This window comes from Paenibacillus sp. UNC499MF, assembly GCF_900107975.1.
Classification (GTDB): Bacteria; Bacillota; Bacilli; order Paenibacillales; family NBRC-103111; genus Paenibacillus_F.
Genome location: NZ_FNVF01000001.1, coordinates 489,286 through 507,028 on the forward strand (window position 1 = coordinate 489,286; position 17,743 = coordinate 507,028).

Genomic DNA, 17,743 nt, shown 5'->3' on the forward strand with positions numbered 1-17,743 from the left:
CCGACAGCCGGTGCGTCTTTTTCAGCTTGCAAAGAAGGTTATCCGGCTTTGCGGTAGCCGGCCTTCTTGGCGTCGTTTTCCGTACAGAACATCGTTTCAGCGCGCGTCTGCTCATAGGATGAGCTCCCCGGAACGTGGTAAATTTTTTCTTTCTTCGAATTGATATTGCCTTTGATTTGAGGAGCCGCACAGGCTGCCGTTTGGTTGGCGTCTTCCTGATTTTTGCCGGAATCTTCATTATGGGAATCGCCGGTTTTGGCGGGGGATGGACTTTTTTTGATGCTCCACAAGCCCTTGTTTTCGGATCTGGCCTCCCGTTCCGCTTTTACAAAACGATCGGAGAACATCACATTGGGCTGGATGGTCATCACGTTGGCATACCCTTCCCGGAGGAGAAGTTCGTTGTACATGACGGGCTCCCCTTCAATAAAAACGTAGCGGAGCTGCCGGCCGTATTTATCGGTATCTCCGGCATCGTTGAACAGATAGACGGTTGCCCCGGTTAACCGTTTTTTCGTATAGTCCGACGCTTCCTTGCCATAGGCTTCGACCGGGCTGTCGGGTTTTACGGTTTCAGGCGTGTTGCAGCCGATCATCCGTACTTTATCCCCGTTTTCCAGCTGGAACGTATCTCCGTCCACTACTCTTTTGACCTTGGCTGTCGTCATTTTTTGCGTTTTCAGCTCGGGATAGCGGGCAAGGACGGTTTCTTTAAAAGACCCCGAATCCGTTTTGGGACTGGCGGAGCCGCAGGCGGCAAGAAAAAGTGCGGCAAGAATAAACAAGAGAAGTGCTTTTTTCGTGTTCATGGGATCCATTCCTTGTTGTCAGATTGAATGCTCCTTTTCGATAAAAGGAACCTAGCCATTATACAATGCTCCGAAATGGAGCACAAATGATGCGCCAGCGTTTATTTCGCGGGGGTTCCTTTCATACTAGGAATAGGTGAAGAGAGAATTCGGCTGTAAAGGAGGCCTCGCCGTGAATCCGGCATCTGACAATGCGCTTATCGTTCAGCAGGATCTCACCGTGCTGGCGGAAGCGGATCATGAACGTTTTGAGTCGATCCGTGCGGAGCTGGCGCTTTTCGCGGATCTGGTTAAAAGCCCAAAGCATCTGCATACCTACAAAATAACCCCCCTCACTTTGTGGAATGCGGCGGCTTCCGGTCTGCGGAGCGGCGATATTATCCGTTTTCTGAAGCAGGAATCCAAATACGGGATCTCCCGCCGCATGGAGGAAGAACTTATCTCGATTCTCGGCCGCTACGGACTTCTTCGGCTCGTTTCCGATAAGGGGAACCTGTATCTCCAATCACAAGAGGAGGGGTTACTGGCCAAACTGATCGGGTTAAAAGAATTCCGGCGCTTTTTCGCCGGGGAAGACGAAGCTCATCCGGAAGCCTTTCAAGTACCCTCGCTGGCAGTCCGCCCGGAAATGAGAGGCGTCATGAAGCAGGAGCTGACGCGGCTCGGGTATCCGGTCATGGATCTGGCGGGCTATCATGCGGGAGAAGAACTCCCGGCCGTGCTCAAAGGAGTAGAGCTGAGAGATTATCAGCGCCAGGCGGTAGAGTGCTTTCATCCGGCAGGCGGTTCGGACGGAGGCAGCGGAGTACTGGTCCTGCCCTGCGGCGCGGGAAAAACGGTCATCGGCATCGCCGCGATGGCAAAGCTCAGCTGCGCGGCTCTCATTCTGACCACGAATGTGACATCCGTCCGCCAATGGATCAAAGAGATTCTGGACAAGACCAGTCTGGATGGTTCGCTGGTAGGAGAATACAGCGGGGACGTTAAGCTCGTCAGACCCGTTACCATCGCGACGTATCAAATTCTTACCCACCGGCGGGAAAAAGGGGGCGAACAAGCTCATATGGAGCTGTTCAACAGCCGCGACTGGGGGCTTATCATCTACGACGAGGTGCATTTGCTGCCCGCTCCCGTTTTCAGGGCGACAGCGGATATCCAGGCGACCCGGCGGCTCGGGCTGACGGCAACCCTTGTGCGCGAGGACGGACGCGAGGAAGATGTTTTTTCACTGATCGGCCCCAAACTGTTCGATATGCCCTGGAAGCGGCTGGAGCGGGAAGGATGGATCGCCCGCGTAACCTGCACGGAGGTCGGAGTGGAGATGGAGGCCGGTGAGCTGCAGAACTATTACGAAGCGGACAAAAGAAGCCGTTTCCGCATAGCCGGGGAAAACTCCCGCAAATTTCTGGCGTTAACGCGTCTTCTGACCCGCCATGACGGAGAATCGATTCTCATTATCGGTCAATATTTGGACCAGCTGAAAGAGACGGCCCGGAAATTGAACGTTCCGCTTATTACCGGAGAAATGCCCCAGGAGGACCGGCAGCGGCTCTATGAAGCTTTTAACACGGGACTTGTCCGCATTCTGGCCGTTTCGAAAGTGGCTAATTTCGCCGTTGATCTCCCGGATGCTTCCGTTGCCATCCAGCTTTCGGGAAGCTACGGATCGAGGCAGGAAGAGGCTCAGCGCCTCGGACGCATACTCCGGCCCAAGAAGGGGAGAAACGAGGCTTTCTTCTACACGCTGGTCAGCAGAGGGACGAGCGAGCAGGAGTATGCGCTTAAACGCCGGATTTTTCTGCTTGAGCAGGGGTACGAGTACACGATAGAGGAGGACGGAAGCGATGAATTATGCGGGAGTGTTCGATAAAATGCCGCCGGCCGTTTCCAGGCAGCTCCTTGGTCAGGATTGGGTAAAAAGCGCGGCAGCGCACGGTATTGAGCCCCTCGAAGCTTTCGGGAACGAAGAAGTGCTGGGCAGACTCCGGAAAACACTCCATCCCGATGAAGAGAAGCTCCTGAGGCTGATCGTCGTCCGCTTCGGAAGCCGGCCTTTTACACCGGCCGAGCTTGAGAAGGAAACGGCGGGCCGGGCGTCGGCTCTCGTCAAAACGGCCATCACTGGCCTGCGAAGACGGGGGCTGGTCGCGGCCTTCCGCAAATCGTGGGGGGACCGGCTGTTTTTGCTTCCGCAGGATGGGCTGCGGGGCTGGCAGGCGGTGTTTTTTGACTCGGGTTTGGCGGATCTGCAGGCTCCTTCAATGGCGCCGCCCTATAGGCAAGGCGAAGGAACGGGCGGCTTCCGGAGTCCCGGCAGCGGCGGTGACGGCAGGCTGAAGGAGCTTTACGAACAGGGCGACAAGCCCCGGCAGGGACTGGCGCTGGATTTGTTTCTCCTGCTCAATTACGCGGAGCTGCACGAGCTGCCGCTTACACAGCGGGGAGCTTTGCACAAGCGCCACGTACAGAAAATGACGGCGCTTCTCGGCTTTGACGAAACCGACCTTGCCGGCTGCGGTCTCCAGTACGCGCATGCCGATACGTATCCGGTATCGCTGGCGGCAGCTTTGGATTTTTTGCAGCGGCTTGGGCTGCTGTACCGGAGCGGGGACCGGCTCCTTCTGCATAATGCCCGGCTCCGAGACTGGCTCGCCGCGGATGAGGCCACCCGAACGGAAAGGCTGTACCGGCTGTGGAGCGAACACCGTTTTCCCGAAGAAGTGGAGCTTCAGCATGCGGTCTGCCTGCTCGACAAGCTCGCAGTGGGCACAAAAATACGGCTCGGCAGTCTGGCGGCCGAGCTGAACAGGAGAGAAGCGCTGACCGGAAGCGAGGAGGAGAAGGCACGTTTTTACCTCCAGTTGATCCAGAAATGGCTTCAGCCTCTGCGGGCGTTCGGATGGCTCGACTGGGAGCCGGAAGACAGCGGGGATGTAACGGTTAGCTGGCTTTATCCCGTACGGGGCGATCAGAGAGTAAATGAGGAGCGCAAAACGGCGAATTCGCCCGGTTTTTTGTACGTACAGCCGGATTTCGAGGTGATGGTTGCGCCGGAATGCCCGTTCGCGGTACGCTGGGAAATCGCCCGGATCGCCGAACTTGTGAAAAGCGACCGGATGGCCATGTACCGGCTGACTAAAGAAAGCGTCCAAAGAGGGGCCGATCACGGAACTCCGGGGGAGAAGGCTCTGGAGCTTCTCGAAGCTCACTCCCGCCACGGTGTGCCGGAAACCCTCCGGCTTACGCTCGCCGGCTGGGCCGAGCAGTACGGCCGGGTCGTGCTGGGCGATGTGACTCTTCTGCGCTGTGCGGACGGAGGGCTGGCTGAACAAATTTCGCGTCATCCGAAAATCGGCAGGCTACTGCTCGAAAAAATCGGAGACGCGGATTTTATCGTTCCGGCAGGCAAAATGAACGAGCTGATGAAGCTGCTCGACGCAGCGGGCTTTTCTCCCCGGCAAGCGGCGGATTTTCAGGATGGAAAAGCTGCGCCCGGTCCGGATGGAGAAGCGGAACCGGAGACGCCGAAAGGCATCGTGTACGATCAGGACCCCGTCCAGTACCTGGAACCGGATACCCGTCTGCCTTCCGTGGAGGAAATGTATCCCGGATTGCGGGATATTCCCGCGGTTTGGCATCAGGAAAGCAGGGGTTACCACCCGTCGACCACGTTTAAAATCGTGCGGCAGGCGATTTCCTGGGGAGCTCCCGTGTTAGCCGGGGTCGAAGGCGGCCGGCCGGCGGTATGGATACCGCGCAAGGCTGTGGAGCAGGGAGAAGAGCTCAGTATCGAGCTGTCGGACGACACAGGACGAAGCAGGACGGTTCAAGCCGGCCGGATCAGCAGCATCCGCATCCTTTTGCCCGGAGTGTCCGAAGGTTAAATTTTGTTAAGCTTGATTTATGGAAATTTATGTAATATAATTCGTTTTGTGCGAATCATTTCTTTATTTTCAAACACCAGGAAGCCTGCAAACGATCTCTTTTTCTGAAAAATCTCCAATAAAAGTCACCCCGGTTCCTTTCAAAAAATGGAGAAAGTCCTAGGGAACTATGATATGATAGGGGAGTATGCAGGAAACACAAAAGGAAGTGATCGATTGTGAGTGTGGCGGAAGCCAAGACGATGGATATGTCGTCCATTCTTATGGGAGCGTATCAGGTGGGCGACCTCATTAACAACTCTGCCGAAGTGGCGGATTATCTATATTGGAAGCAGGCGGTGGAACAAGATTTCGAGGCGCAAAGGCTCGTAAGAGAGTTCAACAAAGCCAAAGATCTGTTCGAGGAATGCGAGCGTTTCGGCCATTTCCATCCGGATTACCATGCCGCGCTGGATAAAGTCCAGGCCGTACAATCCCGGCTTGAGCAGGTGCAGAGCATAAACAGGTTCAAGGAAGCGGAAGAGCGGCTGGACCAGCTGCTGTACACCATATCGAAGACTATCGCGACTGCCGTATCCGATACGATCAAAGTTCCCGGCGGACTCGATACCGGTTCCGGCGGAGGCTGCTCCAGCTGCGGATCGGGCGGGAGCTGCTCCAGCTGCGGTTAACCGGCGCAGGGAACCGGACAAGCGGAACCGGGGGGCCCAGCCCCCTCAAGGTTTCCGTGCAGCATCCTTTGACAATCACAACGTTTCTTGACGGAAGCGCTAATAAGCGATTTTAAAAAAAGCCGTGCCTGCGGATTATACCCGCGGACACGGCTGCTGTTTAAGTAAGCCTGAAGTCGGCTCTGATGGAGCCTACGACGGTACCCTGCCAATTCGTGACCTTCGGTTCACGAAATTCGGCAAGGGCTTCCATCTCGTCCGCATGCAGCAGACCGAGCTGCACCAGCGCTTCGAGCATCGCGCAGTAAAGCGCTCTCTGGGCGCCGTCCTCGATCTTGAGGACAAGGCCCAGCCCCTCATCGGGCACAGTGACGGCGAAAAGGCCTTCGGCGCCCATCTTCCCGATGATTCTGCCGCCGGTTGCCTCGGCCAGCCGCGTGTCGAAGCGGTCGCTTCCCGCGAGGTAGGACGGCTCGCGCCGGATGGCCGCAACGATGCGGCGGCACGCGTCAGCGCGCTCGGCGGATAGGCCGTCTGGCTTGCCGAGCCGGGCGTAAGCGAGCGCGAGGCGGTCGATGGGCAGCCCGAACACGGGCACGCCGCAGCCGTCAACGCCGAGAGGAATCTCATCGGGGGCAAGGCCCGCCATATCGGCGACGGCGCCGAGCATCTGGCGCTGCACGGGGTGCTCGGGCGACATGTACTGCCCGGTGCTCACACCGAGCTTGGCGGCGAGAGCAAGCATGCCCGAATGTTTGCCGGAGCAGTTGTTGTGCAGGGGAGTGGGGGCTTCCCCCTCCTGGCGCATCTGCCGCGAAGTCGGCTTGTGGAACGGGTAGTGCGAGCCGCACTGCAGATCGTCCGCTTCCGCGCCCGCTTTGTCCAGAATGGAGCGCGCCGTGCGGACATGCTGGTCTTCCCCGTTGTGGGAAGCGCAGATCAGGGCAATTTCGGCGTCCGTGAAGCCGAATTCGGAAGCCGCGCCCGATTCGAGAACGGGCAGCGCCTGGATCAGCTTGGCGGTGGAACGCGCGAATGTAACCGCATGGGGATCGCCCAGGCTGTGAAGCAGGCGGCCCTTATGATCGACGACAGCGATGTGGCCCCGGTGAATACTTTCAGTGATGGGCCCGCGGATTACACGGGCAATGACAGCCGAAGAAGCCGACATTTAGGATCATCTCCAACCGTAGAATAGAATCAGTTTATCAAAAGCGAAACCTGCTGAAGGAGTCAAACGACATGATAACGGAGCGAACCGGACTTATCATATGGGTGACTGATTTGAAAGCCGCCAAAAATTTGGAGCGCTTCGGATCTGTGCACTACATGTCCAAAAAAATGCACTATGTGGTGCTGTATATTCATGCCAGCCGGTATGACGAAACCGTACGCCAAGTTCAGAAACTGGCTTACGTACGCAAGGTGGAACGTTCCTACCGCGGTGAAATTAAAACCGAGTATGAAAGCCACGGACCCGACAAATCAAAATTTTACACACTGTAGAACAAAAGCGCAACCGGGTAGAACGGGTTATTTGACCGGCGGTCAACCCCTTTCCGCCGCAGCGGGCGGGACAAGTCTTCTGAAATCTTATTTCGCCGTCTCTGCAGTTTATGAGAAGATTGATTTTTTTGTTAATTTTGAATTTTCTACAGTTGTGTGACATTTTTTCTTGTGCCGCGCCATATTTATAAATTAAGTGAGTGTTTTATTTGGAAATATTTAAAAATTGAGTTACAATGGTGAAAACCGTAGGTATAAAGGCCTAAACGCTTGGAGAGGAGTTGTGATTCATGAGGGACAAAACAATGGACCGCTGGAGCACGTACGAACCTTTTTATGTTATCCTGAACGACAAAAAAATTGCGGACATTGTCATTACGAATCACGCTCGTCTCCGCTGGGCGGACCGGGTCGAAAGCGAGAAAACGGGCTTCGAGGACATTTGCGATTTTTTATGGGATAAACTGAAAGACGGACAAATCGCGTCGTATTACAAGAACGAACAGGACGTTTACCTTGTGGACGACGATCTGGTAATGGTGGCGGAATTTTCCGTCATCGAGAACGAAACCGATATTGCGGGCAATCCGCTGCATAAAATGATTATCGTGACCTTCCTCGGCAGAATGTCGGAAACCATCGAGCTGCGCGACTTGAAGTCGTACTATTCGTGGCTCCGCCACTCCCGCCGGATGACGCTGATCAAGAACAGCCGGAAGCGGCGTTAATTCCTGCGGCTACGGGATTTACGGCACGGCGAAGAGCATGTCTGCATTTTGCAGGCATGCTCTTTTTCCATCCTATAAATGTTATAATAAATGCGGAGAAAGGGCGGCGATGACGATGGCTCTGAATTTTCACCAGCTTCACATCTTTTATACGGTAGCCGAAAAAGGCAGCTTTTCGCACGCCGCGCAGGCGCTGCATATGACGCAGCCCGCGGTGACGATGCAGGTGCAGTCCCTGGAGGATCATTTCGGAATCAAGCTGTTCCATCGCTCCACCAAAAAAATCGAATTGACGGAAGCGGGAAGGACGCTGATTCCTTATGCCCGCAAATGCGTCGAGCTCATCCGGGAAACCGAGAATGCCATGACGGGCTTTACGGCCATGGCCGAAGGACGGCTGCAGCTCGGAGCCTCTTTGACGATGGGGGAGTATATCCTGCCCCGTCTGCTGGGACCTTTCCGCAAAGAATATCCGAATATTTCGGTTGCGATGAAAGTTATGAATACGACGCAAATTCTGGACGAAATTTTTGCCCATCAGCTGACGTTCGGCCTTGTCGAGGCTCCTATTCAGCATCCCGATGTCCATACGGAAGCCATTCTGAGCGATGAACTGAAGCTGATCGTTCCTGCGGAACATCCGCTGGCGGAGCTGGAGACGATCCGTATGGAAGATGTTTTCCGGTACCCGTTCGTGCTCAGGGAAGAGGGTTCGGGGACCCGGCGCGTCATGGAAGAGGAGCTGGAGCGGGCGGGCATTCCGTGCGGAGGCATGGACATTGTCATGGAGCTGGGCAGCACGGGGGCGATCAAATCGGCGGTAGAAGCCGGTCTCGGCGTGTCCATTTTATCGCAGTCGTCGGTTAAACATGAGGTCCGGCTTGGCATATTAAAGGTAAAGGAAATCGAAGGCGTGTCTTTTACCCGCAGCTTCTACGCGATATATTTGAATTCCACACTTCTGCCGCTCTCGGCCGTGAGCTTTTTGAATTTTATGCGCCGCGACGATCTGGTCAAATGGCTTTAGAATGGACGTTATTTTCCCAATAGAGATAAACGGCTGCAATTTGCAGGAGAAAAAAAGGAGGGACACCATCTATGACTCAATGGGCCGATTTACATACGCATACGACGGCATCGGACGGCACGCAGGCGCCGGAAGAGAATGTCCGGGTAGCTAAGGAAGCCGGGCTTGCCGCGGTAGGCATAACCGATCACGATACGGTGTCGGGCGTCCGGGCGGCGCAGCTTGAAGGCAGACGGATAGGCATCGAAGTCGTGCCGGGCGTCGAAATCAGCACAGTGGCCGGCGGGCAGGACATTCATGTGCTCGGTTACTTTATCGATACGGAGCGGAAAAGCTTTCTTGCGCGTCTCGAAGAGCTCCGGAATACGCGCGTTAGGCGCAATGAGATGATGCTTGCGCGTCTGAACGAGCTGGGCTTGGCCGTTTCGATGGAGGAAGTCGTCAAACACCTGGAGGCCCGCAAAAGCGAAGAGGACACGATCGGCCGCCCCCATATCGCAAACGTTCTGCTTGCGAAAGGCTATGTAAGCTCGATGAACGAAGCGTTCGAGAAATATTTGGGCAAAGGCGGAGCCGCCTATGTCAATCCGCCGCGTATACGCCCTGCCACGGCCGTCGACTGGATTAAGGAAGCCGGCGGAGCCGCCGTGCTTGCCCATCCGGGCCTTTACGGCGATGAAGACATTGTGCGGGAGCTCATCGCATATGGTTTAGATGGCATCGAAGTCAGCCACGCCGATCATACGCCGGAGCAGGAAGCATACTACGGGCGTCTCGCCCGGGAGCATGGGCTGATCGCAACGGCAGGCTCCGATTTCCACGGCGTTCGTGCCGGTCACGTATTTCACGCTCCGCTGGGTTCCAAGCGCACGTCGCTGGAAACCGTGCGGAAGCTTCAGGAACGGAGGAACAACCGTGAAAATTCGTAAAGCGATTATTCCCGCGGCGGGTCTCGGAACGCGGTTTCTGCCCGCGACCAAGGCGCAGCCCAAGGAAATGCTGCCGCTGGTGGATAAGCCGGCCATCCAATACATAGTCGAAGAAGCCATCGAATCCGGGATCGAGGATATTCTCATCGTCACGGGACGCAACAAGCGCGCGATCGAGGATCATTTCGACAAATCGGTCGAATTGGAAATGATGCTGGAGGAGAAGGGCAACGATGAACTTCTTTCCCTGGTCCGTACGGTCACCAACCTGGCCGATGTGCACTATATCCGACAAAAGCAGCCGCTCGGTCTGGGCCACGCGATTTACTGCGCCCGCAAATTCATCGGGAACGAACCGTTCGCCGTTCTTCTCGGTGACGACATTCTTCGTTCGTCCAAACCGGCTCTGCGCCAGATGATGGACGTATTCGAGGAAACTCAGACATCCGTCATCGGCGTCCGGGAAGTTCCCTGGGAAGATGTGAGCAAATACGGAATAGTCGCGCCGTCGGACGAAATCACCGCCTACAAGAAGATTGCGGATCTCGTGGAGAAACCGGACCGTGCCGACGCGCCTTCCAACCTGGCCGTTATCGGACGCTATCTGATTATGCCGGAGATTTTCGATATCCTGGAGAAATGCGAGCCCGGCCGCGGAGGCGAGATCCAACTGACGGACGCGCTGCGCATTTTGAACGAAAAGCAGCCGATGGTCGCCTATCCGATCGAGGGCAGAAGATACGACGTCGGCGATAAATTCGGCTATATCCAGGCCACTATCGAGATGGCTCTGGAACGGGAAGGGCTGCAGGAGGAACTGCGCTCGTATTTAACGAACCTCGTCCGTCACGAGTTTCATATCGGATAAGGAGGAGAATCTTGAATGGAGCGCATTGCCGTTATTGGGACGGGGTATGTCGGGCTCGTTACGGGATGCTGCTATGCCGAAATCGGGCATGAAGTGATCTGCGCGGATATCGACCCCGATAAAGTCCGCCGTCTCAGCCTTGGCGAAATTCCGATTTACGAACCGGGGTTGGGAGAGCTCTCGGCCGCGAACCGGGCCGCCGGCCGGTTGTCCTTCACGACTGACTTGGCAGGAGCGGTGCGGGCTTCGTCAATCGTTTTTATTGCGGTAGGAACGCCTACGCTGGAGAACGGGGAAGTCGACATGGAGCAAGTCCGGGGCGCGGTGGAGACATTGGCGCGGCATATGGACGATGACAAAATCATCGTGATGAAAAGTACGGTGCCCGTAGGAACATCCAGACGCGTCCGGCAGTGGATAGAAGAGGGGCAGGAGCGCCCCGTTCCTTTTTCCGTCGTGTCCAATCCGGAGTTTCTCAGAGAAGGGACGGCCATCCACGATACGTTTCATCCCGACCGGGTCGTGATCGGGTCCGACGATGCCGATGCCGCTCTCCGCGTAGAGAAGCTGCAGGCCCCGTTCGGAGGCGAAGTGGTGCGGACGGATCCCGAGAGTGCCGAACTGATTAAATACGCGTCCAATGCCTTTCTGGCCGCCAAAATTTCATTCATCAACGAAATGGCGAACGTATGCGAGAAAGTCGGCGCGGATGTCAGTCTCGTTGCCCGGGGAATGGGGCTGGATAACCGGATCGGGCCTAAATTTCTGCAGGCGGGAATCGGCTACGGCGGCTCCTGCTTTCCCAAAGATACGAGAGCCCAGCTCAAAATCGCCCAGAATGCCGATTATGATTTCCGCATCCTGCGGGCGGTCATCGAGGTCAATACGCTTCAGCGCGAACGGTTTGTCGAGAAGGTGACGGCCGCTTTGGGCGGAAACGCGTCAGGCCGCAGCATTGCGGTATGGGGGCTTGCGTTTAAGCCCAATACGGATGACCTTCGCGATGCCCCTGCGCTGGATATTATCCGTTCCCTGCAGGAGCGGGGAGCGGTCGTGACGGCGTACGATCCGGCCGCGGCTTCCAAGGCGGCCGCCCTGCTGCCCGGCGTACGCTGCCTGACCGATCCTTATGAGGCCGCGGAAAATGCGGAAGCCGTTGTGATTGCAACGGATTGGGAAGACCTGCGGCGTATCGATTTCGGCAGGCTCCGCAGCCTTGTCCGCCAGCCGCTGATTATCGACGGGCGCAACATGTTTGTTCCTGCCGAGATGGCGGAGAAAGGCTTTACTTATGTATCCGTCGGACGCCCCGCATTCCCCGGAACGGTTTAAACTGTTCATTGTATAAGCTTTGTAAATGGTTTATAATTGGGGCATGTTCAAGGCTAGCCGGGGGTACAAAGACATGAGCCGACTTTATACAATTAAGGAAGCCTCGATGCGTTCCGGGCTTTCCACCCAGTTGATCCGCAAATGGGAGGAGCGTTACGGCGCCGTTCAACCGGACCGTTTTCCGAACGGGTACAGAGGCTACACGAATCAAGATATAGAAACATTGATATGGCTGAAAAGCAAGGCGGACTCCGGTGTTCCCATCGGTCTCGCCGTTCAGGAACAACAGCTGGGGCTCGAAAGCTCGGCTTCGACCGAGATCGTTTATCCGGCCGAGGCCGAGCTTCCCTATATCCGCAGCGAACTGAAAGAGTACCAGGAGAAGCTGCTTGGTTTCTTTCTTCAGCTGGATCAGGCGGGCGCCCAGCGGTTTTTCGACCAGCTTGTTGCTCTGCACCAAATGGACTTTATTCTGCTTCAAGTTTTGCAGCCGACTCTGATCCGCGTCGGAGAGATGTGGGAGCGGGGAGAAATTTCCGAGTATCAGGAGCATTTCGGCAGTCATTTTATCCGGGAGCGTCTGCTGGCGTTAAAGAACTTGTTTTCCATTCCGCCGGGCGGTCCCAAACTGATTACCGCCTGTTCTCCATACGAGCGTCACGAGCTGGGGATTTTGTTTCTGGGTTATTTCGCGCTGCAAAGCGGCTTTCAGACGCTGTATCTCGGAGCCTCGCCTTCGGAGAAAGGCATTTTCGATTGTCTGGAGCAGAGCCGTCCCGCGGCGTTCGCGTTCGGTTCTTCCATGAAGTCAATGCTGGAAGAAGCTTATCCGTTCTATGCCAAGCTGGACCGGAGAATCGAAGAGCTCGGCTGCCGGACCAAAGTGTTCATCGGCGGAACTGCGGTCGAACGCGACGAGGTGCTTCACGGCACAAAACATGTTTATCTGCTTTCCGGCGATGCCCGGGATTGTGCGCAGAAATTGAAAAAGCTGACAGCCTATTGAGCTGTCAGCTTTTTTTGTCCGGTGTCCCGGCGGAATTTATGTCTGAGCGGCTGCACATCGCCGTGTGTTCTTCAGGGTATCGGCATACCAACGGTAAGGTCTCCAGGTCCGGCTGTGTGTTGAGGGACAGCAGGGTGCCGAGCGCCGCGTATTTTATGCTTTCACGGTCTGCGGCATCTGCTTGATCAACTGATCGTCCGGGGTCACAAACAGTGTTTTCTGCTGTTCGTAAATTACGAATCCCGGCTTGGCGCCGCTCGGCTTATGCACGTGACGGATAAGGGTGTAATCCACGGGAACCGAGCTCGATTCCTTAGCCTGGCTGAAATAAGCCGCAAGCTGGGCCGCCTCGTGCAGGGTGGCTTCGCCGAAAGACTGGCTGCGGATCACGACGTGCGAGCCCGGAATATCCTTCGTATGCAGCCAAGTATCTCCGGCGCTAGCAAGCCGGTTCGTCACATAGTCGTTCTGGGTATTGTTTTTGCCGACGTAGATCGGAACGCCTTCGCTCGAAGTGAAGCAGGCGACGGACGGCTTGTCGGATTTTTTCTTGCGCTTGCCTTTCGTATGACGCTCACGCACGTAACCTTGCTCCGCCAGCTCGTCCCGGATTTCCTCGATATCCCGCATGGATGCGGAACCGAGCTGCTGCAGCAGAGAGGAGAGATACTGGATCTCCATCTCGGTCTGGGCCATTTGCTCCTCCACGTAGGCCAGACTGTTTTTGGTCTTTGTATACCGTTTAAAATAGCGCTGCGCATTCTCCGACGGCGTAAGCAGGGGATCGAGCGCTATGTTTTGCTGCGGCTGGTCTTCCTCGTAATAATTGACCACGGCCGCTTCCTTATCCCCTTTACGGATTTGGTGCAGATGGGCCGTCAGCAGCTCTCCCATCACGCGGAAACGGTCCGCATCTTTCGCTTCTTCCTTCGTTTCCCGGAGCTTGTCCATCTTCTTGATGTTTTTGGCTTTCTCATTCTGCAAAAGCTTGAAGAGATCCGCGGCCCGTTGCTTGACGGTATCACGTTCCGCCTTGTCCCCGAAGTAACTTTCCAGGCACTCGCTGACGGTCGGGAATACACGGGACTCCCCTTCGATCTGGGTCAGTTCCATGACCGAGAAAAAAAGCTTGCCCGTCTTCGTCTCTTCAACGATGACGGGAGTATACCGCCGCTCGCGCACCGCGTCCGTCACGCTGCGGAAAGATTGCCAGAGCGAAGCGAGCGCGTCCTCGCCGTACGGCACGCCCAGCCGGGTACCGCTGCGGTAGACGATCTCACGCGCCGCAAGAGGGCTGAGGCCGCTGAAGGAAGCGAGCATCTGCTTCTCCGGCGCGGCTTCTTCGCCGATCCCGGCGCTCATGCTCCGGCGGAAGACGGCTTCGCTCGTATCGAGCGGATTCGCCTTATCCTGAGCAGGAGGCTCCACATAGGCGCTGCCCGGCATTACGATCCGGTAAGAGCTGATCGCCGGCGTCACGTGATGAATCCCGTCCAGGATGGTTCCCGTGGAAGGGTCCATGAGAATCAGGTTGCTGTGCCTGCCCATAATCTCCACGACGATGGTTTTCGTGCTCACATCCCCGAGCTCGTCGCGCTGGCGCACGCGGAAGTGAACGATCCGCTCCAGCCCGACCTGCTCGATGGAATCGATGATACCGCCCTCGCAGTGTTTGCGGAGCAGCATGCAGAACATCGGGGCTTCCTGGGGATTCAAATACTGCCCTTCCGTCACGTGCATGCGCGGATATGTAGGATTCGCGGAGAGAAGAAGTTTAAGCGACCGCCCGCGGGCGCGGATTTGCATAACCACGTCATTGCCCGTAGGCTGATGTATTTTATTAATCCGGCCTCCTACACATTCCTGCAGCTCGTGCACGATTGCATGGAGGACCAGTCCGTCTAATGCCATGATGAAAGTCTCCTATCCAAGTTCATTACATTCTATCATGCCATAAATGCGAGGAAATTTTAAGTTCTTTCTTTGGAAGCGTCGTCCAAGCTGGGATATTTTGCTGCTTGTCTGAATACATTTAGCAAGAGAAGCGGGTCTTGTACCTCAAAGTAACCGGGAGGGGAAACGGTGATGAGTCAGAAAGAATGGTTCCAGATGACGGCGGATGAAGTCCTGCTAACGCAGAGCGTTCATCCGTCCGAAGGTCTGTCATCGGCAGAGGCGGACAACAGGCGGACCGAAGCGGGCAGCAATGAACTGTCCGAAGGGAAAAGGGTCTCGCCGGTCACGTTGTTTTTAAATCAGTTCAAGGACTTCATGGTTCTCGTATTAATGGGAGCCACACTCGTATCGGGGCTGCTCGGCGAATATTTGGACGCGATCACGATCGTCGCCATTATCATCATGAACGGAATTCTCGGGTTTATACAGGAATTCCGCGCCGAGCGTTCGCTCCGCGCTTTGAAAGAGCTTTCGGCACCGGGAGCCAAAGTGATACGCGGAGGAGAACTGCAGATGATTCCGGCCCGCGACCTGGTTCCCGGGGATATCATCCTTCTCGAGAGCGGAGACCGGGTGCCCGCGGATATCCGGATTATCGAAGCGAACAGCTTCTATGTGGAGGAATCCGCCTTGACGGGCGAATCCGTTCCGGTCGGAAAAACCGTCGATCCGCTGGACTCCGGCACCGTGACGATCGGAGACCAGCGGAATCTCGGATTTATGGGCACGATGGTCACGCGGGGCACGGGCAAAGGCACGGTCGTGCGTATCGGCATGGAGACCGAGATGGGCAAAATCGCCGATCTGATCCAGAATACGGAGACGCTTGAAACCCCGCTGCAGCACAGGCTGGAACAGCTCGGCAAGATCCTGATCATCGTGGCGCTCTGCCTGACGGTTATGGTCGTTGTCGCCGGTATCGTGCACGGACAGCCTCCTTACGCGATGTTTCTCGCGGGAGTCAGCCTGGCCGTAGCGGCTATTCCGGAAGGACTGCCCGCGATCGTTACGATCGCTCTGGCCCTTGGCGTCCAGCGGATGATCAAGCGCAAGGCAATCGTCCGCAAGCTGCCTTCCGTCGAAACGCTCGGCTGCGCTTCCGTTATATGCTCGGACAAGACGGGGACGCTGACCCAGAACAAAATGACGGTGACTCATCTGTGGGTCGGCGGCAGCCTGCTGGAAGTGAGCGGAGACGGATACACGCCGGAAGGCGAGATCAGCAGCGACGGCACGAGAGTCAATCCCGCCAAAAATTCGATGCTGCGCCAGTTTTTGCAGGTATCGGCTTTATGCAGCAACGCCGTTCTTTATAAAGAGGAAACGGAACCGGCCAAGAAAAAGCGGGCCAAAGACGAGCCGCCTGAAACGGCATGGAACGTAAAAGGAGACCCGACGGAAGGCGCACTTGTCGTATTGGCCGCCAAGGCGGGCGTTACGCACGAAGCTTTGGATCCGCAGTTCAGCCGCCTGGCCGAGTTCCCTTTCGATTCCGAAAGAAAACGAATGTCGGTTATCGTCTCCAGCGGAGGGCGCAAGCTCGTGATGACCAAGGGAGCGCCGGATGTGCTTATGCAGCACTGCTCCTACATTTTATGGGACGACAAGGTGATTCCGTTCACATCCACGCTGAAAGCCAAAGTGATGGCCGCAAACGAAGAAATGGCGCGTTCGGCTCTCCGCGTGCTGGGAACGGCTTACCGGGAGCTGAAGCCGACGGAGTCGTGCGGGGATCACGAGGACGCCGAGCGCGGACTCATCTTCGTAGGCCTGGCCGGCATGATCGATCCGCCGCGCCGCGAAGTCCGCGAAGCCATGGCCAAGTGCCGCAAGGCAGGTATCAAAACGGTGATGATCACCGGGGATCACCTGACGACGGCGGAAGCCATCGCCAAGCAGCTCGGGATGCTCCCGGCCGGCGGCTTGTGCATCAGCGGCCACCAGCTGGCTGCCATGGACGACGAGGCGCTCGAAAGCAAAGTGGACGATATTTACGTCTACGCCCGCGTTTCGCCGGAGCATAAGCTCCGCATCGTCAAAGCGCTCCAGGCCAAAGGCCATGTCGTCGCGATGACGGGCGACGGAGTCAACGACGCGCCGGCCATCAAGGCGGCGGATATCGGCATCGCCATGGGAATCAGCGGCACGGATGTGACGAAGGAAGCGTCGTCCCTGGTGCTCAGCGACGATAACTTCGCTACCATCGTGGCGGCTATCGAGGAAGGCCGGGGAATCTACGAGAATATCCGGAAGTTCATCCGCTATCTGCTCGCTTCCAACGTCGGCGAAATCCTGACGATGTTCCTTGCCATGATGGCGGGCCTTCCGCTGCCGCTTATCCCGATTCAGATATTGTGGGTCAATCTGGTGACGGACGGTCTTCCGGCGATGGCCCTGGGCGTCGATCAGGCGGAAAAAGATCTTATGCAGCACAAGCCCCGCTCGGCCAAAGAAAATATTTTCGCGCGCCGTCTTGGGTGGAAAATCATTTCCAGAGGCTTCCTTATCGGGATCTGCACGCTGGGCGCTTTCTGGCTCGTGCTGCGGGAGAACCCGGGAGATGCCCGGCATCTCGTCCTGGCGCAAAGCGTCGCGTTCGCGACACTCGTTATGGCGCAGCTTATCCATGTGTTCGACTGCCGCAGCTCGCGCTCCATTTTTCACCGCAATCCCCTTCAGAACAAGTATCTTGTCCTGGCCGTCCTGTCTTCGCTCGTTCTGATGCTTGGCGTCATGTATACTCCGCAGCTGCAGCCTATTTTCAAAACCGTTCCGCTCGGCTTCAAAGAATGGATCATCGTGCTGATTGCGGCAGGTATTCCAACCTTCCTGATGGGACTGGGAAGTGTCATGCAGAATCCGTCCAAGAAAAAAACGGCAAAGTACAGCTCCAAGCCGAGTTTCCGGTAATCGCATACTGACCGGATCACCAGTGAAACGTTCATAACCCGTTAACGGCGTAAGCCGCAGCGGGTTTTTCTTTTTTCGGTAAACTGGCGATAGCCACAGATATTCTTTTACGCTATG

General features: G+C 56.3%; 14 protein-coding genes. 11 read left to right on the forward strand and 3 right to left on the reverse strand.

Annotated elements, in window-relative coordinates; genetic code table 11:
• Positions 1-38: 38 nt before the first annotated feature.
• Positions 39-809 carry a thermonuclease family protein gene (locus C4S74_RS02200; protein WP_103993726.1) on the reverse strand — a complete coding sequence of 257 codons (771 nt, stop codon included), beginning with the start codon at positions 807-809 and terminating at the stop codon, positions 39-41.
• Positions 810-981: 172 nt separating this feature from the next.
• Between C4S74_RS02200 and C4S74_RS02205 the strand changes: the two genes are divergently transcribed.
• The 3 genes from C4S74_RS02205 to C4S74_RS02215 all read left to right on the forward strand — a co-directional run bounded on the left by C4S74_RS02205 (position 982) and on the right by C4S74_RS02215 (position 5,364).
• Complete coding sequence (locus C4S74_RS02205; RefSeq protein WP_103993727.1) at positions 982-2,679, forward strand: DNA repair helicase XPB; 1,698 nt, start codon at positions 982-984, stop codon at positions 2,677-2,679.
• Entirely contained in the window at positions 2,654-4,693 is a 2,040-nt protein-coding gene (locus C4S74_RS02210; protein ID WP_103993728.1) for a helicase-associated domain-containing protein, read from the forward strand. The genes C4S74_RS02205 and C4S74_RS02210 overlap by 26 nt, the downstream gene beginning before the upstream one ends.
• Positions 4,694-4,911: 218 nt before the next feature.
• On the forward strand, positions 4,912-5,364 hold the full coding sequence (locus C4S74_RS02215) for a YlbF family regulator (protein ID WP_103993729.1): 453 nt from the start codon (positions 4,912-4,914) through the stop codon (positions 5,362-5,364).
• A gap of 160 nt (positions 5,365-5,524) precedes the next feature.
• Here the strand turns inward: C4S74_RS02215 and C4S74_RS02220 are convergent, their stop codons facing one another.
• Positions 5,525-6,535, reverse strand: a complete 1,011-nt coding sequence (locus tag C4S74_RS02220; RefSeq protein WP_103993730.1) for an asparaginase — start codon at positions 6,533-6,535, stop codon at positions 5,525-5,527.
• A gap of 71 nt (positions 6,536-6,606) precedes the next feature.
• Here C4S74_RS02220 and C4S74_RS02225 point away from each other — a divergent pair, with 71 nt between their 5' ends.
• From C4S74_RS02225 to C4S74_RS02255, 7 genes are all read left to right on the forward strand, one after another.
• A complete protein-coding gene (locus C4S74_RS02225; protein WP_103993731.1) occupies positions 6,607-6,870 on the forward strand; it encodes a YlbG family protein in 264 nt (87 codons plus the stop codon).
• 290 nt (positions 6,871-7,160) lie between these two features.
• Complete coding sequence (locus C4S74_RS02230; RefSeq protein ID WP_103993732.1) at positions 7,161-7,598, forward strand: hypothetical protein; 438 nt, start codon at positions 7,161-7,163, stop codon at positions 7,596-7,598.
• Positions 7,599-7,713: 115 nt separating this feature from the next.
• Entirely contained in the window at positions 7,714-8,625 is a 912-nt protein-coding gene (locus tag C4S74_RS02235) for a selenium metabolism-associated LysR family transcriptional regulator (RefSeq protein ID WP_103994252.1), read from the forward strand.
• Positions 8,626-8,696: 71 nt separating this feature from the next.
• Positions 8,697-9,554 carry a PHP domain-containing protein gene (locus C4S74_RS02240; RefSeq protein ID WP_103993733.1) on the forward strand — a complete coding sequence of 286 codons (858 nt, stop codon included), beginning with the start codon at positions 8,697-8,699 and terminating at the stop codon, positions 9,552-9,554.
• Entirely contained in the window at positions 9,541-10,422 is an 882-nt protein-coding gene (gene galU / locus C4S74_RS02245; RefSeq protein WP_103993734.1) for a UTP--glucose-1-phosphate uridylyltransferase GalU, read from the forward strand. Before C4S74_RS02240 ends, galU begins: the two co-directional genes overlap by 14 nt.
• A 15-nt stretch (positions 10,423-10,437) precedes the next feature.
• A complete protein-coding gene (locus tag C4S74_RS02250; protein WP_103993735.1) occupies positions 10,438-11,754 on the forward strand; it encodes a UDP-glucose/GDP-mannose dehydrogenase family protein in 1,317 nt (438 codons plus the stop codon).
• 73 nt (positions 11,755-11,827) lie between these two features.
• Positions 11,828-12,760, forward strand: a complete 933-nt coding sequence (locus tag C4S74_RS02255; RefSeq protein WP_103993736.1) for a B12-binding domain-containing protein — start codon at positions 11,828-11,830, stop codon at positions 12,758-12,760.
• Positions 12,761-12,913: 153 nt separating this feature from the next.
• Here the strand turns inward: C4S74_RS02255 and C4S74_RS02260 are convergent, their stop codons facing one another.
• The gene (locus C4S74_RS02260; RefSeq protein WP_103993737.1) at positions 12,914-14,671 is read right to left on the reverse strand and encodes an NFACT family protein; all 1,758 of its coding nucleotides are present in this window, start codon (positions 14,669-14,671) and stop codon (positions 12,914-12,916) included.
• 174 nt (positions 14,672-14,845) lie between these two features.
• On the opposite strand from C4S74_RS02260, the gene C4S74_RS02265 reads away from it, so the two are divergent.
• Complete coding sequence (locus C4S74_RS02265) at positions 14,846-17,626, forward strand: calcium-translocating P-type ATPase, SERCA-type (RefSeq protein ID WP_103993738.1); 2,781 nt, start codon at positions 14,846-14,848, stop codon at positions 17,624-17,626.
• The last annotated feature ends 117 nt before the right edge of the window (positions 17,627-17,743 follow it).